A 23,606-nucleotide genomic window follows, 5' to 3' on the forward strand; every position below is an offset into this window, starting at 1 on the left:
TGCATTAATTATCATCCTTTCTTTAGTATTTGTGTTTAAGAATAACATAAATAATTTAATAATTCTTGTATGATATTGCTCTAGTGAATTCCAAAAAAGGAACCATCTCATAAGTTAAGTGTCTGGTTTGGGTATCTATATTGCTGAAAAGATAATAAATTTACTCAAACACTGTACTATTCAAAGTTGAATTCTACAGTGTTTTTTGTCCAATAATATAAAGGAGTGAAGATATGAAGATAAAATTAATGTCTATTGAGGATTATGATTGCGTACATCAATTGTGGGAAAATACTGAAGGAATGGGAATGCGTAGTTTAGACGATTCATTTGAAGGGATAGATAAATTTTTGAAAAGAAATCCTACTACAAATTTTGTGGCTCAAGCAGAAAATAAGATTATAGGTGTAATATTATGTGGACATGATGGTAGAAGGGGGTATATTTATCACGCAGCAGTTAGTACTGATTATCGTGGAAGAGGAATAGGAAGAGCATTGGTTAATGCTGTAGTTGATGCTTTAAAAAAAGAAGAAATAAATAAAGTTGCACTTGTTGTATTTTCTTTAAATAATTTAGGAAATAAATTTTGGCAAGCGCTTGGTTTTAATAAACGAAATGATTTAGTTTATAGAAATTTAAGTATAAATGAAAATAATATCTAATTTAAACTATTATATAGAATATGATATTTATATAACTTGTAGTAATGAAATTTTATATAAAATGGCTTATAATTAAAACATAAAGAAAATCTAGATCAGAAAAAAGTAGAGGTGTGGTTTAAATGGCATTAAGACAAATTAGACTCCTTGGTGATGATATATTAAGAAAAAAGAGCAGAGAAGTTCAAATAGTAGATGATAGGATAAGACAAATTTTAAACGATATGGCAGATACTATGTATAATACAGAAAACGGTGGAGGATTGGCAGGACCACAGGTAGGCATACTAAAGAGGTTAGTAGTAATGGATATGGGACAAGGAATTATAAAACTGATCAATCCAAAGATTGTTAAAGAAGAAGGAGTTCAAGAAGTTGTAGAGGGATGTTTGAGTATTCCAGACAAATTTGGAAAGCTTAAGAGACCTGCAAAAGTGGTAGTAGAGGCGCTAGATGAAAATGGAGAAAAAGTTGTATTAACAGGTGTAGGTGATCTAGCGAAATGCTTCTGTCATGAAATAGACCATTTAGATGGAATTCTTTTTACTGATTTAGTTACTGAATATATAAAATGATACACAGAGCCCGACGGCCGAAAGTGAATTTATCCTCCTGAAGATGTTACCAGGCTTTGTCACAATAAAAACTTTTAATCATTCTAAAATACTTCGCTAAGAATGATAAAAAAGTTTTTATATGTGCCTTCAGCTTTGGTAACATCTCCCTGCATATAAGTTCACTTTCTCGTTTCATTCTCAACACTTGATACAAGCAATTATGTTAGTCTGAAATTATTAAGCATAAATACTAATTTAATTCAGTGAGGATATTCTTATTTCTCGGTTTACTATCTTAGTTATTAGAGAAATAGGAATATTTTTTTATTCATGGCAACCTTTTTGTCTGTGAAATATTTAATATTTAATTTATAATTTTAGTATGATATTGAGTTTCAAGGCCGAGAGTTGCTTTGATTGAGAGAGATAATAACAACTTTCGGCTCTAGTTATGTATAATTAAGAACAAATTAACTATTAAGGAGAATAAGTATGTTTAGTGATTTTATAAAGCACTACAATATAATACGAACAATACTTAGAGACATATTTCTTTACGGATGTTTTTCTAGAGAAGGATTAGAGGAAAAGAGAAATATAAGTTCAAGAAAATTAAGTTATGAAATGAGGAGAATACAGCAGTACATAGAGGATGAGTACATAAGAATCGATAAGGATGGGAGGTGTAAGCTTTTAGCTTTAACTTATGATTCAATAAGAAATACGGAAAATTTTCTTATAAAAACTTATATGACTAAAAGTTTTACCCGTACAGATTTGATTCTATATTTTTATATTTTAGGTAATTTACATATGCAAGATAAATCATGCTGTTTTCGAGAATTAGAAGACCTTTTAATAGAGAATGAATTAATATCTTATGATAATATAAGCCGCAAAACTATTGAAAGAAAGCTTAATGAAATGTATGAAAATTTAGGGATTTTGCAGTGTGATACTGTAAAGCGAGTTAAGCATTACAGCATAGCTAAAGATATTTTTAAAGCTCTTGATAACCAGGAGCTAACTGAACTTTTTACAGCAGTTTCTTTATTCAAAAATATATTGTTTCCTGTGTCGGCAGGCTACTATTGTGAAAGTAGTTTAAAGGACTATATAGTTTATGAAAGAGATATGAAACTTGATTTTAAAGACTATTTTCAATATAGAAATGTTCATTTTCATCCTGTTATAGAGGAAGAAATTTTATGGCAGATATTAAAAGTAATACATGGAAAGATATGTATAAGTCTTAATTACAAACTGCCTCAGAGTAGTGATGTAGAAATTCCGAAACAAATTTTGAAACCTTATAAAGTCCGATATGATATTCAATGCGGAAGATTTTATTTGGTTTCTTATGATGAATATGATAGATGCATAATATCTAGGCTAGATAGAATTGAAAGCATTGATATACATAAAGAAAGCTATGAAGCTGAAGGACTTGAAAAATTATATAAGAGCGATATGAGCTGTAGTTGGTCAAGTGTACCTTTAGTAAGAGGAAACAAAAGAGAAAACATAAAAATTGAAATTTTTATTAATGAACCTAAAGAAAATTATATTATAGAAAAGATTAAAGGAGAAGTGCATGGAGCTGCTGTTGAAAGGATTGACAAAGGCTACTATCTTTTAACTATGTCTGTCAACGACAGCAGTGAAATGGTTCCATGGATAAGGAGTTATTCCGGATATATGAAGGTTATAGAAGGACGACATCTTGTAAAGAAGTTATCTGAGGACTGGAGGGAGATGCTTGAAAACTATGGAGTTGTTTGATGAAGTGAAAAACAGATATTTTCATATAGTATTTAAAGTTCTTAACGAATGTAAGAATGGACTTGCTAAAAAAGAAATTATTAGACTGGTAGATGAGGAAGGATTTGAAGAGAAGGTAATAGGAAAAGATAATAAGACCTTTGAAGGCCTTCTTTTAAACGAATACGAGGATAACGTGAATTATAATTTGCTTAAAGATGAAAATGGACAATTTTATCCTAGAGTTAAAATAGGAAACAAAAGCTTAATACCAGTAAGACTTACCAATATAGAAAAGGTTTGGCTTAAAACTTTTTTAGAGGAACCATCAGTGAGCTTGTTGTTAAGAGGTAACACAATATCTAAGCTCAAGGAAGAATTAAAAGACATAAAGGGTCCTTTAATTAATGATATTATTGAAAAAACTAACAAGTCAATATTAGAGGATGTTTCAGATTTGAAACAATATGAAACTAATTTTAGAAGATTGCTACAAGCTATTATAGAAGAAAAGCCAATCAGATATTGTAATGTTGATAGACTAGGAAACAAATATTGTGATATGGAAGCTCTTCCTATAAGATTAGAGTATTCTCTTAAAGATGATAGATTTAGAATTTCAATGTACTCTTTAAATTATGATAGACCTGTAATGGCAGTAGTTCACACTATGACTAGAATAGAAATAATTGAGAAAAGCAAATCACCTATAAGTAGAGAAGCTGCAATAAAGCTTCTTCATGAAAATAGATATTCAAAAGAACCTATAATCCTTGAGGTAACTGATAAAAAGATGGCTATGGAAAGATGCTTTATGAGCTTTTCAGGAATGGAAAGATCCTCAAGGTGTATTGAAGAGGACAAGTATGAAATAAAGCTTTTTTATTACACCTTTGAAGAAGAAGATATAATAAGAAAGCTATTGGCCCTCGGTCCCTATGTAAGAGTTATATCTCCGAGAAGAGTTGTGGATGAAGTAATAAAGAAGATAAGATGTGCAATTGAATTAAATAACTGTGGATTTGTAAGAGGAGGGGAGCACAAGTTGATAGAAATAAAGGGAAAGTACAGTAGCGCTGTAGTTTACACAGATAAACTGGAGATGGAAGTTGCTTCACAAGTAACTGAATTATGCAATCAGGAATTTTCCATAGGAAGCAAGATTGCAATAATGCCTGATACTCATGCTGGCAAAGGATGTGTAATAGGTTTTACTGCAAACTTAGGAGATAAAATCATACCTAATATAGTGGGAGTCGATATTGGATGTGGTATGCTTACTGTGGAGTTAGGTAAAATTGATATTGACTTAGAGAAATTAGATCAAATCATCCGCAAGTACGTGCCTTCTGGTATGAAAGTTCATGAAGGAAGAATGAGTAAATTTTCAAAACTACAGGAACTACATTGTTACAGGGAGCTGAGGGACACCAAAAGAATTGAGAGAAGTATAGGTACTTTAGGTTCGGGAAATCATTTTATTGAAATAAATATGGATGAAGAAAAAAATGTTTATCTTGTTATTCATTCTGGAAGCAGAAATCTTGGTAAACAGGTAGCTGAATACTATCAAAATATTGCTATAGATTTATGTTCAGGAAAAGAAGATTATTATATTCAGAGAGAAGCTATAATAAATGAATATAAAAAAGAAGGAAAAAGGAAGCAGATTCAAGCAGCGTTAAAGACTTTAAAAGAGAGATATGATAGATTACAGCCTAGTTATCCAAGAGATTTATGTTTTTTAACAGGTGCTTATAAGGATAAGTATTTGAAGGATATGAGTATATGTCAGGAATATGCTAACTTAAATAGAGAGACAATGGCAAATATAATACTTGAAAAATTATTTATTAAAAGCTTAGAAGAATTTACTCATTTTCATACCATTCATAATTATATAAACTTTAAAGATAACATAATTAGAAAGGGCAGCATTTCTGCTTATAAAGGAGAACTGTTATTAATCCCGCTTAATATGAGAGATGGAAGTATTTTAGCTGTAGGAAAGGGAAATCCAGAATGGAATTATTCTGCGCCTCATGGAGCAGGTCGTTTAATGAGTAGAACCAAAGCTAAGCAAAAGGTTAATATGGAAGAATATAAAGAAGCTATGAAAGGCATCTATACTACATCAGTAAATGAAAGTACTATTGACGAAGCACCTATGGCCTATAAGCCTATGGAAGAAATAGTGAGTAATGTAAAGGATACAATAGAAATCATAAAAATCATTAAACCTCTTTACAATTTTAAGGCAGGAGAATGATTAAAATGGAGTTGTTGCGCTGATGTAACAACTCTTTTTATGTGGATTCATCAATAACAAGTGCTTTTTACTATTCATAGCATAATTGACTAGTCTATGTAGTAAGTTTATAATATATAGTAACTTTAAAAAGTAAAGTCATGTATATTATAATTTAGAATGGAGGTTATAATTATGGAGCATATAAATTTATTTCTAGTGTTCTCTGAAGGTGTATTATCGCTATTCTCACCCTGTATACTTCCGGTATTACCGGTTTATTTAAGTATGTTATCAAATAGTAATATTCAGAGTTTAAAAGATGGAAAAGTTAACTTTATAAATAGTCCATTATTAAAAAATACAATACTATTTGTACTAGGAATATCTACAACCTTTTTTATATTAGGATCTTCAGTAAGTGCATTAAATTACTTCTTTGCGTCTAATAAAAGAATAATTATTCAAATAGGTGGTATTCTAATTATTCTTATGGGAATTTTCTACATGGGATATTTAAATATACCGTTTTTGCAAAAAGAAAAGAAAATACATATGGAAATAAAAGAAATGAAGCCTATAACTGCTTATTTACTTGGATTTACTTTTAGCTTTGCTTGGACTCCTTGTGTTGGTCCTATGCTTTCTTCTGTATTACTTATGGCTTCGACCTCAAAAAATATTCTTATCGGTAACATTTTGATTCTAATATATACTATTGGATTTATACTACCATTTATAATAATTGCAATTTTTTATGATAAGTTATTCAAGTTGCTTGATAGGATAAAGCTTCATATAAATATAATACAAAAAATTGGGGGAATTGTTCTCATAGCTTCTGGACTAGTGATGGTTCTTGGAGGAACAGATAAAATTTTTAATTATACAAATAGAGCAGCAACAAATCAAACAGAAAAAGTTCAAAATAAAGATGATAAAAAAAGTCAAAGTAATAACGAAGATAAAAGTAATAATGAAGAAGTCACTAAGGTTAACAAGATAAAAGCACCAGATTTTACGCTGCTTGATCAATATGGAGATGCACATAAGCTCAGTGACTATAAGGGCAAGGTAGTATTTTTAAACTTTTGGGCTACCTGGTGTCCACCATGTAGAGATGAGTTACCACATATAGAGGAAATTTATAAGGAATATAAAAATAATAGTGAAGATGTTATAGTCTTAGGATTAACTGCACCTAAATTAGGAAGAGAAGGATCTAAAGAGTATATAAAAGATTTTATTAGTAAGCAGGGATATACGTTTCCAGTGGTATTTGATAACGGTGGAAACATTATGGAGCAATATGAGATAGAGGTTTTTCCGACAACTTTTATAGTTGATAAAGAAGGTAATGTAAATAAATATATTCCAGGAGCTATGGATAAAGCTACAATGGAGAAATTAATAAATGAGGCCAAATAACTTAGGAGATGATATTTTGAAAGGTACTTATGATTTTAATTGTAATTTAGCTCAAACTTTAAACATAGTAGGTGATAAGTGGACCTTGTTGGTTCTTCATAGAATTTTAAATAATAAAAATACATTTAAGGAATTACAGGAAGCTCTAAAGCCAATACCGACTAACATTTTATCAGATAGAATAAAGCTACTTGAAAAAAATGGATTTATAGCTGCAGAGTTATACAATGAACATCCGCCAAGATATCAATATTTGTTAACAGAAAAAGGACGAGACTTTAAACATGTATTTAATTCAATGATATTGTGGGCGAATAAGCATTTAGAAAGCTGTAGAAGAACAGTGTGCCATGAAAAATGCGGAAAAGAAATAGAAATAAAATATTATTGTAAAAATTGTAATGAGTATGTTGAAGATTTGGTAATCAAAGAATTTTAGCAGAAATATTAAATATAGCTCAATCTACAGTGCCTCAGTATATGAGGCCTTTGGCTTCGTCTTATTGAAAATATGATAGAAGATTTGATTTTACTGAAGTAAGGTTAATTTTATTAAAATCTGTAGAAGAAATTGAAGATTTGTATAGGTAATAAAAAACAAATAATGGTATAATTAGTAGTAGAAAGTGATTAGTTTAAATGTATAAGGGGGAAGAATCATGGAGAAAGAACATATTGATGCTATTGAAGCTAAGATGGCTGAGGCTGAGACTACAGCTAGAAATTATTTTAGACAGGGGTTAAATTGTTCTGAATGTGTTTATCAAACTATTTTGGATTTGTATGAAACAAATTTACCAAAGGAAACTATTAGTCTTGCTACAGGCTTTGGAGGGGGAATGGGACATACAAGGAATACCTGTGGTGCTATCACTGGAGCTGTATTGTCATTAGGTTCTATTAAGGGAAGAAAGAATCCTTTTGAAAAGGAAACACCTACAGACCGAGCAGAAGAGCTTAAGGATGTTTATGCTATTTTTGCTAATATGATTAATGAGATTGAAGATACTTATGGAACCTTAATTTGCAAGGAACTCTCAGCACCATACGGTGATTTTGATAGCAGAGAAAGAAAGAAAAACTGTCAGAAAGTTATTGGATACTGTGCTTCTTTAGTAGCAAAATATGCTGAGCAAGCCAATAAATAGGGATAAATAACTTGGAATTTATCAAACAGAGAAATAGTAATATTTTTAGCAGATGAAGATTACATAAGAAATATGGATTCAAGGATATAACTGAAGGAATGTCTTATAAGTCTATTTAGTAATTACTTAAAAAGAAGATTAAGAAAATTATGATAAATACATATTAAAGGAGGAAATACGAATGGATATATTAGAATGTATTAATAGTAAAAGAAGTATTAGAGCTTATACTGATGAAATTATATCAGAGGAAACATTAATGAACTTGATTGAACTTGGCACGAAGGTTTCTACAGGGTCAGGAATGGAACCTTGGGGATTTGTAATTATTAAAAATAAGGATGAGATAGATTCTTTATCTGAGACATCGAAGAAATACCTATTAGAGAACCTTGAAAAATATCCTTATTTACATCAATATGAAGAGTGGTTAAAAAGTCCTGAATATAGTATTTTTAATCATGCAAATACATTGCTACTTATTTATGGGAATACAGAATCTCATTGGTATGTCTATGATTGCAGCCTTGCAGCAGGCAATATTATGTTAGCTGCTCACAGCATGGAAATTGGAACTTGCTGGATTGGATTTGCAGAACATACTTTAAACACCAAGGAATTTAAAGAAAAACACGGAGTGCCTGAGCAGTATGAATTAGTTTGTCCTATGAGTATGGGATATATGAAAACTAAATTAACTCCACCAAAGAGAAAAGAACCTATAATATTTTCTAAATAAAATACATATTTATAAGAAACTCTAAGGAACTTTAATTTATCAAAAAATTCAAGTTATTTGTATTAAAAATATTTGATACAAATAGCTTGTTTTTAGTTTCTATTTTGGTTTATACTTTTGCATACATACTAATCTCTAGATAATGAATAATATAAATTGATTTTATTGGAGGAAATTATTAAATGATAAACAAGAATCATATAAAAATCTTTAGTAATGATGGTGAATTAATAGACACATTAGACTTATATAAGAAAGATGCTGAAAGGCTTATGAGACAATTAAGAACTAAGGATAAAGCTGAAATAGAGGATGTTTATTCTGAGGATGGTAAATCTATAACAAAAGTAGTACATGAAACAGAGGATTGTAAAGTTGTTGATGAGATTATATTTGATGATGATATAAATCAAGTAGATAAAGGTGAACTTAAGCCTGAACAAATAGAATCAAATACAGTGACTACTAAAACTAACACTGAAATAGTATATATGGATAGCAAAGCAAATGAATTTTTAAAACAACTCAATAGCGAGATTGAAAAGACTAAAAAAGATTTAGAAAAAGCTAAGAAGAATTTAGCGCAATCTATTGAAACTACTTTTAATATACCAAAATACGGGTTAGCTGGGCAGGCTGAAAATGTTATGAAACTAAGTACACAATTAGAAACATTAAAGCTTCAGAAACAAAGATTTGAATATATCTTCAAGGATGCTGAATAATATGGTATCCTTTTTTCTTTAGTAAATAGAGTAAAAGAAGTTGTAAACTATCGAAGGTATAATAATTTTTTAATGTCGAAAAATAATACTTGAAATAAATTTCAAAGTGTATATAATTAATATTAAAGGATAGTTATTATTAATTAATAACATATAATACAGCAATTTTACTTTTATATAGATTTTAAATATATATAATCCCTAAGTAATATCCCCCAATAACACTCCCTTTGAAAGGTACAATTAATTTTGTACCTCTTTTTTTATACATTGAATATTTTCTTGCCAGTTTACTATCCTCCTAGTAATCAATTACCAAATTGTAGTATTATAGAAGTTATAGACTACTAAAAAATTGGAATTGGCTTAAACTTTTATTTTTACGATAACCTTAGCTCATATATACTTGACTCTAACCTAAGGTTAGGATTTAAAATAGAGCTGAAAGGGGGAGATATCTTGAGAATCAGTGAATTTGCCAAAAGAGCAGGGGTAACTGTAAAGACACTACTGTACTATGATAAAATCGGATTACTCAAGCCATCGCAAAAAAGTGATTCTGGATATAGAATTTACTCCGAAAAAGATTTCTTGAAGCTTCAGCAAATTACTACCTTGAAATTTATTGGTTTATCTTTAAAGGAAATAAATAAAATTTTATCTGAAGCAGGAGAAAATTTAGAAAGTATAATTTATATCCAAAAGAAAGCTTTAGAAGAAAAGAAAAAGCATTTAGAATCAGTTATAACTGTTTTTAATAAAGCTGAGAATCAAATAAAAGGGAATGGATTCTTGGAGGTTGAGCAACTCATTGATATTATCAGGATAACTAATATGGAGAACAAAGTAAAAGAAAGATTTGATAATGCTAGCAAACAATATATTACTGATAGATTATATTGGAGGATCAAATCTGCTGAGTTAATAAATGAACTTATTAAGCCTAACGATACTGATGTTGTGCTAGACTTAGGATGTGGCACTGGAAAACAGATCATTAAAATATCTCAAAAGGTGAAATTAGCAATTGGGTTAGATATTAGTGATGGAATGGTTAATGAAGCTAGAGAAAATGCTAAACAAGAGAATTGCAAAAATGTTGAGTTTTATATAGGCACATTTGAGCATCCTGATATAAATATTGATTTAGGTAAAAAATCTATTACTAAAATTATTTCTAATTATGCACTACATCATTTAGATACAAGATATAAACGGAAAGCAATAGAAAAAATGATTAGTTCAGCTGGTGAAAGTCTTCAAAGCATTACCATAGGAGATTTAATGTTTTTTGAAAAACCGGATAAATACAAAGCAGAATATGACTCAGTTGGGTATGGACCAACCGTAGACCGTCCATCTACAGTAGAAGAAATGATAGATTGCTTTTCAAAATTCGATTTTGATGTTGAGGTTCATAAATTGCATCCACTTGTAGGAATATTGGTTGCAAATAAAAAGAGCAAATAAACAGTAATAAAAGGATATATATCAAGAAACTGTCATTTGTACATATTGAAGAAAAAAATGAAAAGTCTATGAAATTAGCATTATCTCTAGGTTTTAAGAAGGATACAATAGGATAAAAATTAAAAGGGTATTATGGAGGAAGCATGGAAAATATAAAAATAAGTGAAAATTGCAATGTACTTATTTACGATAACATAGAAAGTTATACTACGAATGTTTTCTTAATTGAAAAAAAGTCGAAGATATTTATAATTGATACTTTTTGTGGTACTGACAGTATGATTCCGATAAAAAAAGCGTTGGAAGGTAAGGATAAGGAAGTTATTGTTGTAAACACACACTTTCATTGGGATCACGTATGGGGAAACTGTAGTTTTAAAGAAAACATGATAATTAGTCATGAAAAATGTAGAGAATTATTAGATAAACATTGGGATGAGCAACTAAAGAAAAACGAAAAATATATATTAGGTAATGCTGAAAAATATTTACCTAATCTCACCTTTGATACAAGTATTAATTTTCATGATGAAAGAATAGAAATATTTTATAGTCCAGGACATACTATTGATAGTATATCAATATTTGATCATGATGAAAAAATACTATATACTGGTGATAACTTAGAAAAGCCAATTATATATGTTGAGGACAAAGATATTGAAACATATATAAAAACACTTAAGAAATATTTAGATTATAAACCTAAAAAAATTATGGCTGGTCATACCTTGAACTTAACTGAAGATAATATAAATCAAACAATAAAGTATTTGAATGATTTAAAAAACAGATGTAAAATTGAATTTGAAGATGAGTATATGAGAAAAATTCATGCAGAAAATTATAATTTAATTCATGGAAACATATAATTGCTTAAGAATGACATGTAATATAAGATTACCGGGTATATCTTCTAGATGTTAGAGAAGTGCTTCCATTTGCTATAGCTGGAAGTGCTTCTTTTTTAGATTAAATAATGTTAAAATATAGTTTATAAAGAAAATAAAGTATTAAAATAGTGGTAAAAAGCAATTTAAATTATACTGCTTTTAGGAATATAGATATTAAGAAGGAGAATGTATTATGAATTTAGGTAGAAATGATGAATGTTGGTGTGGAAGTGGACTAAAGTATAAAAAATGCCATATGCATTTTGATGAAAAATTAGAAGAACTAAAAAGTCAGGGGCATATAGTACCTTCAAGAGATATTATCAAGAATAAAGAGCAAATTGAAGGAATAAGAAAAAGTGCTCGAATCAACGATGGTGTTTTAGATTTAATTAGTAAAAATATAAAAGAAGGTATGAGTACAGAAGAGATAAATAGGTTAGCTCATGATTATACATTGGAGCAAGGAGGAGTTCCAGCAACTCTTAATTATCATGGCTTTCCAAAGAGTATTTGTACATCAATTAATGATGAAGTGTGCCATGGAATACCGGGCAAGGATATCATTCTTAGAAGTGGGGACATCATAAATGTTGATGCATCTACAATACTTAATGGATATTACTCAGATGCATCTAGAATGTTTACAATTGGAGATATAAGTGAAGAGGCTGAGAAGCTAGTTGATGTATGTAAGGAATGCTTGTACAAAGGAATAGAGGCAGTTAAACCTTGGGGATTTTTAGGAGATGTAGGAGCTGCTATACAAGAATATGCAGAAGGTAAAGGATATTCAGTAGTTAGAGCCTTTGGAGGTCATGGTGTTGGACTTAAATTTCAGGAGGAGCCTTTTGTTTCTCATGTAGGAAATAGAGGAGAAGAAATGATTTTAGTACCTGGCATGGTAATTACTATAGAACCTATGATAAATATAGGTGGTTATGAGGTCTTTATAGATGCTGAGAATGATTGGACAGCACTTACAGAAGATGGATCGCTTTCAGCACAATGGGAACATACAATTCTTATAACTGAAGATGGAGTAGAAATAATATCGAAATAGATAGTACAGAAAGGATATAAGTATGGAATTAAGAATTCTCCATGATTCTAGTACAGTTTACGAATTTTTAAAAAACAAGAATAGATATGATTATATTTATCAATTTAGCAATCTATCATCAAATCAGTGGGAAAATGTTATATGTTATGGGCTGTTTGATGAAGGGGAATTAAAAGAGATAGCCATGCTAAATATTAATTATGATATTCCTGTTTTACTTGCAGCTAGCTTTGGTAATACAGAATATAGTATAGAACTTATTAAAAAATTAAAACAATTTCTACCGCCTAGATTTTATACACACATAGATAGAGTAACATTAGAAGGAGTATTTTCAGAAGATAATGTTTCAGAATTAGAAGAATATATGAATATGGGATTGTGCAATTATGAGCTATTAAATAAAATACGATCCCATGAAGCTGTAAGGATTGGTTATGACAATATAAATTCTATTAAAGAATTAATTTTTGCAAGCTATCCAGAAGCATGGCTTGATGATTTAGTTAAGTTAAATGAAAACTTCGGAATATATGTCGATAAAAAATTAGTAAGTTTTTCAAGCATACATGCTTATTCTGAGCAATATCAAGTTGCGGCAATAGCTCATGTGACAACTCATCCAGAATATAGAAAAAAGGGATATGCTGAAAAAGTAGTGGCGACACTAGCTAAGAGTCTCAAAGAGAAAATAAAGTTTATTGGACTTAATGTAAAGGTGGATAATATAGCTGCTATCAGGTGTTATAAAAAGCTAGGTTTTAAAGAGTGTGGAAGATTTGCAGCCTGTGTAGTGGAAAATAGTATATAAGATCGGAGGATTTTCAAATGCAGGTGGATATAAATAAAACCCAAGTTAAAGTTATAAAAGGAGATATAACAAAGCATAAAGTGGATGCAATCGTAAATGCAGCCAACAGCAGTCTTTTAGGGGGTGGTGGAGTGGATGGGGCCATCCATAGAGTTGGCGGTAAGGAAATTTTAGAAGAATGTATTAAAATAAGAAATAAACAGGGAGGCTGTAAAACAGGAGAAGCAGTTATAACAACGGGTGGAAACCTTGATGCAAAATATGTTATTCATACAGTTGGTCCAATATGGCAGGATGGTAATGCAGGTGAAGTTAAATTATTAGAAATGTGTTATGAAAATAGTTTGAAACTGGCAGTTGATAATAACATAAAGAGTATTGCTTTTCCAAATATCAGTACAGGTGTTTACAGATTTCCTAAGACTTTGGCTTCTGAAATAGCTATAAAATCAGTTAAAGGTTTCCTATTGGAGGATGAAGTTATACAGAAAGTAATTTTTGTATGTTTTGATGATGAAAATTATAAAATTTATTCTGATTTACTAAAAATGTTCTAAAAGGTTCGTGAATATGAAAATTCAACATGTGGTTATATAGACTAAAGATATAGAAAGGTTAAAAAATTACACATATAGAAATTAAATACAGATAACAGAGTGAATAATAGAAAATAGGAGTAATAAAAATGAAATTAACAGTATTAATAGATAATAATACATTCATAGATCGTTATTTTTATGGTGAACCAGGCGTATCCTATTTTATTCAAGAAGGCGATAATAGTATACTGTTTGATGTGGGATATACAGATGCATTTATTAGAAATGCACATAAAATGAATGTAAATTTGAAGAACATAAACTCTATAGTTATTTCTCATGGGCATATTGATCATACCTGGGGACTGTTTGATTTAATTAAGCTTTATACAGAAGCAGCAATAGAAAAAATAAAATACAATAAACCTAAGCTTATTGCGCATCCATTAGCATTTTTAAATAAGCAAATATCTGAAGAGGAGGAAATAGGCTGTATAATTACAGAAGATAAATTAGGTAAACACTTTAATATGAATTTAAGTAAGGAGCCAATTTGGATAACAGATAAGCTAGTATTTCTTGGGGAAATAGAAAGAAGTAATGATTTTGAAAATAAAATTCCAATAGGAAGAACAGAATGTAATGGGGTTGAAATAGATGATTATGTATTAGATGATTCTGCCTTAGTATATAAATCTTCAAAGGGTTTAGTGATTATTACAGGATGTTCTCACTCAGGTATTTGTAATATTATAGAATACTCAAAAAAGATTTGTGAAGATAATAGAATAATTGATGTAATTGGAGGATTTCATTTACTTAATCCAAAGGAGGAATTGCTTAGATATACCTGTGAATATATGAAGCAGAGTAATGTAAAAGAAATTCATGCAGGACATTGTACTGATTTGAGATCAAAAATAGAGTTATCTAAATATGTTGATTTAAAAGAGATGGGCGTTGGGCTAGTTTTAGAATATGATTAAAGGAATGCATCTGAAAGATTTGAGTGATTTTTGAAATGGGCTATATATATTGTTCCCTAAATATATAGCCCATTTTTTATATACTATTGTGATATAGTTATAGTTCTTTTCTTTATGTCATCGTTTGATGGTACATAACAAGCATTATTGCCATCAACATCCTTCAGGGTTCTAAGTGATACTGAGCTTTTAGCTCTCACATCAACATAACTTGTAAATGCTGCATAATTTTTGTTAGTAGCATTGAATTTAAATACTACAGTATTTCCACTTACAGTTACACTATCAGCTAAAATATCAGTTCCATTTGAGCCAGTGAATGTAAAGTCGTCTGTTTTAATTCCGCTGTTTGGATCAAGTGGTGTATCAAATGTGAGAAATACTTCTCCGCCGTTAGCAGCTTTTATTGCACTCCAGTAGTTAGAAGCAGTTTTTGGGTCTGCTTGATAATCATATACAGTAGACTGAGCTGTAGAAAGAGTTGCTGGACTTCCATCAGCATTTATTGACACTCTAGCACCTGTTTCATCAGTAGTAGTAGTTGCATTTATGGCGAGTTTAGCATTTTGTCCTTGTGATTTTATAATATCTATTTTAGTTGGATTGCTATTATTTTTTCCATTAACGTAGGCTATTGGGTGAGCTGCTATTTCTGCAGCAGTAGCAGGCGCCCCATCTTTGAATATCAGTGTTAACTTAGAACCATTTAAGGTTGCGTTACTTGGTTGAACTCCACCGAAAGCAAAATCACTTACATTTACAGTGTCTAATGCTCTGGTAAATGTAATGTCAAGCTTTAAATCATCTCCATCGTAATAAACTTTAACTGAGTTATTGACTACATTAGTTCCGGCATATGGTTTATCGATTTTATCGTTATTGCTATATGATACGGTATCTAATACATTTCCAGCTACATCTTTAACATTTGATACTATTAATGAAGTTATATCTAAAGAAGAACCACCACTAGTTTTTCCAGTTGTTTTTACATGGTAAATCGTTGGAAATTCGATTATAACACTTTTGTTATCTCCACCAACGGTTATAGTTGCATCTGCTGGTAATGATATTGTATCTCCTTCTCCATTTGTACATTTATAGTTATCTGTATTTGTAAGAGACGCTGCATCCATATCTTCGCTAAAGTAAACTACAACTTTATCTCTTCCTGTCGATATAGCTCTTAAATTTGCATATATTCCAGTTCCAACAGGAGCTTTTGTATCATTAACATTTAAGTAGCTTGTATAATCATCCATTGCATTTGGCACATCTTCTGTGTCAATTATATTTTTTATAGCTAATATATATTTAGAATTAGTTAGTCTCCAATCTTCATTTGCATTATTTGGATTAAATTTATTCATCTTAATATAGTAAGTATCAGTATTGCTTGTATCTGATTCACCTGAAGAACTATATATTCTCTTAATATGATTAGTTATATCCACACCTTGACTATCTGTTAGTTTATAATTTGCTATATTTGAGGCATAAGTATAATCAACAACTTTACTAAAGCTTACACGGATAGTTTCGCTGTCAATTACAACAACACTTTTAACAGTAGGTTTTGTTAATGAAGATTTTTCGTTAACTGTAAAATCTGAAACTTTAATGTCGCTTACAGATACGTTACCATCAATGTAAACAGAAAAAGTTCCAGTTGAAGAATCTAATAACGCAGTTTTTCCTTTTAGTGTAACGGTGTAGTTTTGAGGATTTGATACAGTTAACTTAAAGGTTACAAGTGTTGAGACAGTATCTATTGGATTACTGCATTTTATAGATGTCATATCTATATTGGATGTTACTACTTGTCCATTAACTATTAAATTGCCACTACCATCAACAGATACTGGAATAGTAGTTATCGTAGTTGTTGGAGTAGTAGTAGCCTCTATAAATGAATTAAGGCTAAAAGAAACTCCTTTTGCCGAGGCATTAGCTGCTTCTTTAGATATTGCATCAAAGTCTACATGGGATTTTTTTACATCGTCATAAAAAGCTTTAATAGATGTCTTTCTTTGGATGAAATCGTTATACAATTTGGCATCTGGATCACTTGATCCTTTGATTACTTGGGCTGTAGCGGATGTTTTTAATGCATCGTATTGATATTCATATACTTTACCATCGTTGCTATTCACAGCTATAGCTGTAGCTTTGGCAAACACTGTGGAATTTACTGCTGCTACCATTAAACCTGTTATTGCTGTTGTTGATAGCACACTTAGCATAGTTTTGTTTTTAGTCATAATAATAACTCCCCCATTCTTGAGTACTTGCTTAAAAAATCTATTTTAGTATTATTTAAAGCTTATGATATTTGTGAAAAAAATTTATACTATTTGGCAACGAATATGTATGTTGTTTTGAAAGACGTATATATACATCTTTTACGAATAATCTGAGTTTTTGTTCAATTATTCCATTTTCTTAATCTAATAGTAATTATACTACTAAGTGTTATTTTGTAAACTTATAAATTAGTTTGTTAACAATATATTAAACTTTAAAATTAATGTAAAAGTAGTTATTTAGACTACTTTTACATGGTATTAGTTGATAATTAAAGATCTTCTCATTAAGTCATCTTGTGATGGTATATAATTAGAATAATTACCTTGCATATCTTTTTGAGTCCTTATGGATACGATTCTGTTAGGTCTTACACCAATATGGCCTGTAAATACTGCGTAATCTTTGTTAGTAGCATTGAAACTAAATATAAGAGTGTTTCCGTTTATTGATACACTGTCAGCTTTAATGTCAACTCCATTTTGTCCAGTAAAGATGAAATCATCTGATTTAAATCCACTGTTTATATCAAGTGGTGTATCAAATGTTAAATATACCTTTCCGCCATTAGAATCTTTTGTTGCAGTCCAATAATCTGGAGTAGTTTTTGGATATGCCTGATAAGCATATACTAAGGCCTGAATATCTGAGAGAGTTGAGGAAGTTCCATCACTATTTATAGATACTTTAGCACCAAGTTCATCTGTTGTATTAGTAGAAGTTATAGCAAATCTTGCATTTTGTCCTTGAGCTTTTATAACATCTATTTTAGTTGGATTATTGTTAATTTTTTCATTAGCATAAGTTATTGGATGAGCAGTTATTTCTGCAGTAGTTGCTGCATCATCTTTTTTAAATAAAAGGGTTGCTTTACTAGCATTTTTAGCAACACTATTTGGATGCACTCCGCCAAATGTAAAATCGCTTACAATTACATCGTCTAATGCTCTGGTGAATGTAACATCAACCTTTAAATCGTCTCCATCATAGTAGATTTTAACTGAATTGTCTCTTACTTTTGTATCAGCTTTTGGTTCATCGATCTTGCTATTATTATTATATGCTGCTCCATCTAATGCATTTCCGGCCTCATCTTTAACGTTTGAAACTACTATGGCAGTTACATCATAAGCAGAACTGTTAGCAGTTTTTCCGGTTGTTTTAACATGGTAATCAGATGGAAACTCAATTATGGCGCTTTTATCATCTCCGCCAGCAGATATAGTGGTGCCTTCTGGTAGTGACTTAACATCTCCTTGTCCATTTATAAACTTATAATTGTCTTTGATTGTAATTGTTGTTGCATCCATAGCCTTACTGAAGCAAACTATAACATTATCCTTATCTGTTCCTGAGATTGTTCTTGGTTTTGCATATATTCCTGTGCCGGTAGGAGCTTGTGTATCGTTTAAAGAAGATGTATAGTCATCCATTGCATTTGGTATATTTTCTGTATCAATTATATTTTTTATTATTAGTGTATATTTGGAATCAGTTAATCTCCAATCTTCACTTAAGTTATTTGGATTACATTTGTTTAGCTTAATATTGTAAGTATCAGTATTACTTGTATCTGATTCGCCAGTAGTACTGTATATACCTTTAATATGACTAGTTATATCTATGCCTTCACTATCTAAAAGTTGGTAGTTTGATTTGTTTGAGGCATAAGAAAAATCAACATCTTTACTGAAAATTACACGGATAGTTTCACTATCTATAATAGTAACATTTTTAACAGTTGGTTTTACTGATACGTAATTTTTACTAACTACAAAATCTGAAGATTTCATATCATTTACTGAAAGTTTACCATCAACGTATACTGAAAAAATGTTATTTGAAAGATCTAATGCTGCGGTTTTACCTTTTACTGTAACAGTATAATTCTGAGGATCTAATACATTTAACTTAAAGTACACTAGTGTTGATAGAGTATCTATTGGATTACTGCATTTTACTGTTGACATGTCTATAGCTGCTATTACAGTTTGTCCATTAACTGTCACATTACCATCAGAGTCGGTAGACACAGGAATAGTAGTTATCACAGTTGTTGGAGTAGTAGAGGACTCCATAAATGAGCCAAGATTAAAGGAAACTCCTTTTGCTGAGGCATCAGCTGCTTCTTTAGATATTGTATCAAAGCCTACATAGGCCTTTTTTACATTATCATAAAAAGCTTTGACTGATGTTTTTCTTTGTAAGAAATCATTATACAATTTAGCCGAAGGATCATTTGATCCTTTGAGCAGTTCAGATGTAGCTGAAGATTTTAAAGCATCGTATTGATACTCATATACTTTTCCGTCACTGCTAGTTATGGCTATAGCTGTAGCTTTAGCAGATACTGTGGAATTTACTGCGGCTACTATAAATCCTGCTATTACTGTTGTTGACAACACCGCAAAAATTTTTTTGTTTTTAGACATTGTGTAACTCCCCCATTCTTTTATCATTATTATCTTAGTTCACATAAATATACATTATATACATTTAAATGAATTTAATAATAATTATACCATTATGAATTATAATGTAAACCCTAAAGAAGGATATAAATCATGAATGAAAATTTATAAACTAATATATTCATAATATGTTAATATGCTTTTTTATGAATTATGGTATAATGACTTAATAATAACATATTGGGAATATGGTGGAGAAAATATGGTTATAAGTTCATGGTTACTCCTAAAATTAATTTTGATTACCATTGTAATACATATTATTGATACATTATCTTATTCTGTAAGGTTGAGTTCAGTAAAAAGTGGCAACTTCGCATTATCGTTATCATTATTTAATCTTATAGTTCTAATTTCAAGAACTGCTAATATGTTTCAAGGGCCTTTAATAGGATCCATGATGGATCATAGTATTAAAGCAGCATATAACCCGGTTTCAGACATTAGAAAAGTTATATTGGCAAGTACTGCTGGAACTTTGCTTGGAATTGTACTTATACCAACTTTTTTAAAGATATTTTCGAAAGCAGTGTTAAAGCTTGAAGAAAGTGGTTCTATACCCAGCTTGGTTGTACAATCTTTAAGTATTGGAAATGTAAAACGTATAGCTAAAAGTGCAATTAGGCCATCGAAAACCATGGTTAAAGGGCTTGGTTTTAAAAATTTACCTAAAAAATTATTATTAGTAAATGCTTTAATAACAGGAGTATATACTATAGGTGTTTTAGCAGCATCATACTCAACTATATATGTGCCGGATAACAGATTAGCGGCATCTGCTTCCTCTGGAATGATAAACGGATTAGCAAGTGTACTGTTAACGATATTTATAGATCCAAAAGCTGCAATAGTTACAGATGAAGTTTACAGAGGCAAGAGAAATTATGGAGATATTAAAGCTTTGGTTATTATGCTAATAGGGACTAAGTTGTTAGGAACACTGATAGGACAAATACTTTTGATACCGTCAGCTAAGTTCATAGCATTTTTTTATAGATAAAGAATATAGAGAAATTTTTGCTATAAATATTGACTTGTCTTAAATTAAGAGATTAAGATATAAGTTGAATTAATGTCTATAGATAACTCATAAAAAAGTAAATACATAGAATAGAGTAGGTGGGAAGTAATGATAAAAATGAAAAATTTACATCATGTTTGTATTCAAACAGAAGTATATAAAGAATCCTTAGATTTTTACACAAATATACTAGGTTTTGAATTAGTACAAGAAACACCAAATTTTCATAAAAGAGATTATAATACATGGTTAAGGTTAGATTCATTGATGATTGAATTACAAACGGCTAAAAAGGGAAATAAATTAAGAAAATGGGATTCTCTGAGTGAAGGTATAGTACATATGTGTTTCTTGGTGAAGGACGTTCAAGAGGCATACCAGGAAATAAAAAAATCAGGATACACAAATTTTAAAACTAAGCATGGAGAAGAAATATATAAAGTTGAAAATGGATATTTGTTTAAAATAAAAGCACCAGAAGGAACTGAAATTGAAATAAGAGATAGTGAAGAGTTATAGAAACCGCCGAAATGTACCTAACTTTGACAATTTAATTGTATTAAAGGTAATTATATATGATATAATTAATATTACTATTTTAGTTAATATTAAATAGTAATATATATACTCATTTTAGAAGGAGAATTATAAATATATGGTTATCGTAATAAAAATCATTATTGTATTTTTACTTGTATTTATGAATGGCTTTTTTGTTGCCACAGAATTTGCAATGGTAAAAGTACGAAGGTCTAGAATCGAAACATTAGTAATCGAAGGAAACAAAAGTGCAAAACATACCTTAAAAGTTGTTAATGACTTGAATTCTTATTTATCTGCATGTCAGTTAGGAATAACTCTTGCATCATTGGGGTTAGGATGGATAGGAGAACCAACTGTCTCAGAGATGTTAACTCCAGTATTTAATCTATTTCATTTTCCAGAAAGTGCTGTACACTCAATTTCATTTATTCTAGGATTTGCAGTAATAACAGCCTTTCATATTGTACTTGGAGAGTTAGCACCTAAATCACTAGCAATTATAAGTGCGGAAAGCATAGCTATGCATACAGCGCTGCCACTTATAATGTTTTACAAGCTAACTTATCCAATAATGTGGAGCTTTAATCACAGCACTAATTTAGTTTTAAAGATATTTGGAATTTCACAGGTTGAAGAACATGAAGCAGCTCATACTGATGAAGAAATAAAATTGTTGGTTGAAGATAGTTATAAACATGGTTTAATTGATAAAACTGAGTTAACTTTTGTAGATAACATATTTGATTTTTCTGAGAAAAAGGTAAGAGAAATAATGATACCACGTACTGATATGAAATGCATTTTTCTTGAGGATTCTTTTGAGGAGATTATAGCATTTACACTGGAGGAACAGCTAACTAGATATCCGGTATGTAGAAATAGTAAAGACAACGTTATTGGTTTTATACATATTAAGGATTTATATAAGCAAAAAATTGAAGGCAATAATCAAAATATAGAAAATATAATTCGTGAGGTCAAATTTGTTCCAGAATCCTTGTCAATAAGCGAGTTATTGAAGGTATTTAAAAAGGAAAAATCACAAATAGCTGTAATTATTGATGAGTATGGAGGAACCGATGGATTAGTAACTATTGAGGATATTTTAGAGGAAATTGTTGGCGAACTTCAGGATGAGTTTGATGAAGAAGGCGATGAAATTGCTAAAAATGAAGAGGGTAATTATGTTGTAGATGGAAAAGTAATTCTTGAAGACATAAATGAAGTGCTAAAAATTAATATCGAATCAGAAAATATTGACACTGTAGGTGGATGGATATATTCACAACTAAGGTCATATCCACAGGTTAACGAGAAAATTGACTATGAGAATTATGAATTCATTATATTGAAATGTGACAGAAAAAGAGTAAGGAAAGTGTTAATTAAAAAAATAGTTGAGAATAGTTAAAAAAATAATATAATTCTTTTAAACTGGAGCCAATGAAAAAGTAGAATTTGGCTCTTTTTTATAGTTGCAATATTGTAATATAATTATATAAAGCTAGAGTGATTTATAAAAATATTATAGAGAGTGAATGGGAAAAGGGGATGTTTATACTATGGAAGATAGAAAAAATAATTATGAGTTTTGTTATGAAAGTTTATGTAAAGAATTTGCTAAACATAATCCAGAAGAGATGGCACAAAAAAGTGGAGCTAAATATGATCCGGAGAAAAAACAGTTTACTTTGGTGTATTTAAATAAGGAATATTTGATTTCCTATCCAGAAGGAAGAGTCACTATAAAGGACAGAAATGAAAATGAAATATCAGCAAATAGTAATCGTAATTTTATAATAAAATCGTTGATTATTAGTTACCTTCATAGATGCACAAATAGTGGTCTTGAAAAGAAATGGGTACCCTTCAGAGAATTAGAGGGCGTTGGACATGCTTATAATGGATTTTCGGTCCAAGGAGTAAATAAGTTAACTCAATTTTTTGGAGATAAAGGAGAACTTTTCTTAAAGGCTGGTGCTAAGCTTGGTGCAAAAAAACATCCTGCAGGAGACATAGGATTAGAAATAAATATATTTCCTAATGTTCCTGTGGTCTTAATTTTGTGGCTGGGGGATGATGAATTTGGGGCAGATGCAAGCATTCTTTTCGATTGTTCATCGCCCAAAGAGCTGCATGTAGAAGATTTAGCAGGCTTATGTTCCATGGTAGCTGATGAAATGATTAGAGTTGCCCAGGAAATATTAGAGTAGTTTAAATTAAGATGCCTTTAT

Annotated in this window: 21 protein-coding genes; 19 read left to right on the forward strand and 2 right to left on the reverse strand. The window is 30.2% G+C overall.

What is annotated here, in order from left to right; all coding sequences use genetic code 11:
* The first annotated feature begins 233 nt into the window (after positions 1 to 233).
* From I6U48_RS17670 to I6U48_RS17745, 15 genes are all read left to right on the forward strand, one after another.
* Positions 234 to 665 (forward strand): GNAT family N-acetyltransferase, encoded by a 432-nt coding sequence (locus I6U48_RS17670; protein ID WP_218321792.1) that lies wholly within the window; start codon positions 234 to 236, stop codon positions 663 to 665.
* Between the two features lie 122 nt (positions 666 to 787).
* Positions 788 to 1,240: a peptide deformylase gene (gene def / locus I6U48_RS17675; RefSeq protein ID WP_218321793.1), complete on the forward strand. Its 453-nt coding sequence runs from the start codon at positions 788 to 790 to the stop codon at positions 1,238 to 1,240.
* Between the two features lie 474 nt (positions 1,241 to 1,714).
* Positions 1,715 to 3,004: a helix-turn-helix transcriptional regulator gene (locus tag I6U48_RS17680; RefSeq protein ID WP_218321794.1), complete on the forward strand. Its 1,290-nt coding sequence runs from the start codon at positions 1,715 to 1,717 to the stop codon at positions 3,002 to 3,004.
* A 1,024-nt stretch (positions 3,005 to 4,028) separates the two neighbouring features.
* Positions 4,029 to 5,252 carry an RtcB family protein gene (locus tag I6U48_RS17690; protein WP_218321820.1) on the forward strand — a complete coding sequence of 408 codons (1,224 nt, stop codon included), beginning with the start codon at positions 4,029 to 4,031 and terminating at the stop codon, positions 5,250 to 5,252.
* A gap of 174 nt (positions 5,253 to 5,426) precedes the next feature.
* On the forward strand, positions 5,427 to 6,659 hold the full coding sequence (locus tag I6U48_RS17695; protein ID WP_218321795.1) for a cytochrome c biogenesis protein/redoxin: 1,233 nt from the start codon (positions 5,427 to 5,429) through the stop codon (positions 6,657 to 6,659).
* Positions 6,646 to 7,098, forward strand: a complete 453-nt coding sequence (locus I6U48_RS17700) for a winged helix-turn-helix transcriptional regulator (RefSeq protein ID WP_246615423.1) — start codon at positions 6,646 to 6,648, stop codon at positions 7,096 to 7,098. The genes I6U48_RS17695 and I6U48_RS17700 overlap by 14 nt, the downstream gene beginning before the upstream one ends.
* A gap of 220 nt (positions 7,099 to 7,318) precedes the next feature.
* Complete coding sequence (locus I6U48_RS17705; protein ID WP_218321796.1) at positions 7,319 to 7,807, forward strand: C-GCAxxG-C-C family protein; 489 nt, start codon at positions 7,319 to 7,321, stop codon at positions 7,805 to 7,807.
* Positions 7,808 to 7,988: 181 nt separating this feature from the next.
* Positions 7,989 to 8,546: a nitroreductase family protein gene (locus tag I6U48_RS17710; protein ID WP_218321797.1), complete on the forward strand. Its 558-nt coding sequence runs from the start codon at positions 7,989 to 7,991 to the stop codon at positions 8,544 to 8,546.
* A gap of 182 nt (positions 8,547 to 8,728) precedes the next feature.
* A complete protein-coding gene (locus I6U48_RS17715; RefSeq protein ID WP_218321798.1) occupies positions 8,729 to 9,271 on the forward strand; it encodes a hypothetical protein in 543 nt (180 codons plus the stop codon).
* Positions 9,272 to 9,730: 459 nt separating this feature from the next.
* Positions 9,731 to 10,741, forward strand: coding sequence for a MerR family transcriptional regulator (locus I6U48_RS17720; protein ID WP_218321799.1), 1,011 nt, complete (start codon positions 9,731 to 9,733; stop codon positions 10,739 to 10,741).
* 143 nt (positions 10,742 to 10,884) lie between these two features.
* On the forward strand, positions 10,885 to 11,613 hold the full coding sequence (locus tag I6U48_RS17725; RefSeq protein ID WP_218321800.1) for an MBL fold metallo-hydrolase: 729 nt from the start codon (positions 10,885 to 10,887) through the stop codon (positions 11,611 to 11,613).
* 214 nt (positions 11,614 to 11,827) lie between these two features.
* Positions 11,828 to 12,697, forward strand: a complete 870-nt coding sequence (locus I6U48_RS17730; protein ID WP_218321801.1) for a methionyl aminopeptidase — start codon at positions 11,828 to 11,830, stop codon at positions 12,695 to 12,697.
* 22 nt (positions 12,698 to 12,719) lie between these two features.
* Complete coding sequence (locus tag I6U48_RS17735; RefSeq protein WP_218321802.1) at positions 12,720 to 13,508, forward strand: GNAT family N-acetyltransferase; 789 nt, start codon at positions 12,720 to 12,722, stop codon at positions 13,506 to 13,508.
* A gap of 17 nt (positions 13,509 to 13,525) precedes the next feature.
* A complete protein-coding gene (locus I6U48_RS17740; protein ID WP_218321803.1) occupies positions 13,526 to 14,065 on the forward strand; it encodes an O-acetyl-ADP-ribose deacetylase in 540 nt (179 codons plus the stop codon).
* Positions 14,066 to 14,193: 128 nt separating this feature from the next.
* Positions 14,194 to 15,033 carry an MBL fold metallo-hydrolase gene (locus I6U48_RS17745; RefSeq protein ID WP_218321804.1) on the forward strand — a complete coding sequence of 280 codons (840 nt, stop codon included), beginning with the start codon at positions 14,194 to 14,196 and terminating at the stop codon, positions 15,031 to 15,033.
* An 83-nt stretch (positions 15,034 to 15,116) separates the two neighbouring features.
* On the opposite strand, the gene I6U48_RS17750 is transcribed toward I6U48_RS17745, so the two are convergent.
* Positions 15,117 to 17,294: a cell surface protein gene (locus I6U48_RS17750; RefSeq protein WP_218321805.1), complete on the reverse strand. Its 2,178-nt coding sequence runs from the start codon at positions 17,292 to 17,294 to the stop codon at positions 15,117 to 15,119.
* A gap of 303 nt (positions 17,295 to 17,597) precedes the next feature.
* Positions 17,598 to 19,769, reverse strand: a complete 2,172-nt coding sequence (locus I6U48_RS17755) for a cell surface protein (RefSeq protein WP_218321806.1) — start codon at positions 19,767 to 19,769, stop codon at positions 17,598 to 17,600.
* 241 nt (positions 19,770 to 20,010) lie between these two features.
* On the opposite strand from I6U48_RS17755, the gene I6U48_RS17760 reads away from it, so the two are divergent.
* The 4 genes from I6U48_RS17760 to I6U48_RS17775 all read left to right on the forward strand — a co-directional run bounded on the left by I6U48_RS17760 (position 20,011) and on the right by I6U48_RS17775 (position 23,585).
* Positions 20,011 to 20,808 (forward strand): lipid II flippase Amj family protein, encoded by a 798-nt coding sequence (locus I6U48_RS17760; protein ID WP_218321807.1) that lies wholly within the window; start codon positions 20,011 to 20,013, stop codon positions 20,806 to 20,808.
* Between the two features lie 129 nt (positions 20,809 to 20,937).
* Positions 20,938 to 21,348 carry a VOC family protein gene (locus tag I6U48_RS17765; RefSeq protein ID WP_246615424.1) on the forward strand — a complete coding sequence of 137 codons (411 nt, stop codon included), beginning with the start codon at positions 20,938 to 20,940 and terminating at the stop codon, positions 21,346 to 21,348.
* Positions 21,349 to 21,484: 136 nt separating this feature from the next.
* Complete coding sequence (locus I6U48_RS17770; protein WP_218321808.1) at positions 21,485 to 22,783, forward strand: hemolysin family protein; 1,299 nt, start codon at positions 21,485 to 21,487, stop codon at positions 22,781 to 22,783.
* Positions 22,784 to 22,934: 151 nt separating this feature from the next.
* On the forward strand, positions 22,935 to 23,585 hold the full coding sequence (locus tag I6U48_RS17775) for a DUF3786 domain-containing protein (protein WP_218321809.1): 651 nt from the start codon (positions 22,935 to 22,937) through the stop codon (positions 23,583 to 23,585).
* Positions 23,586 to 23,606: the final 21 nt, after the last annotated feature.

It is taken from the genome of Clostridium thailandense (genome assembly GCF_019207025.1).
In the GTDB taxonomy this organism is placed as follows: Bacteria; Bacillota; Clostridia; order Clostridiales; family Clostridiaceae; genus Clostridium_AM; species Clostridium_AM thailandense.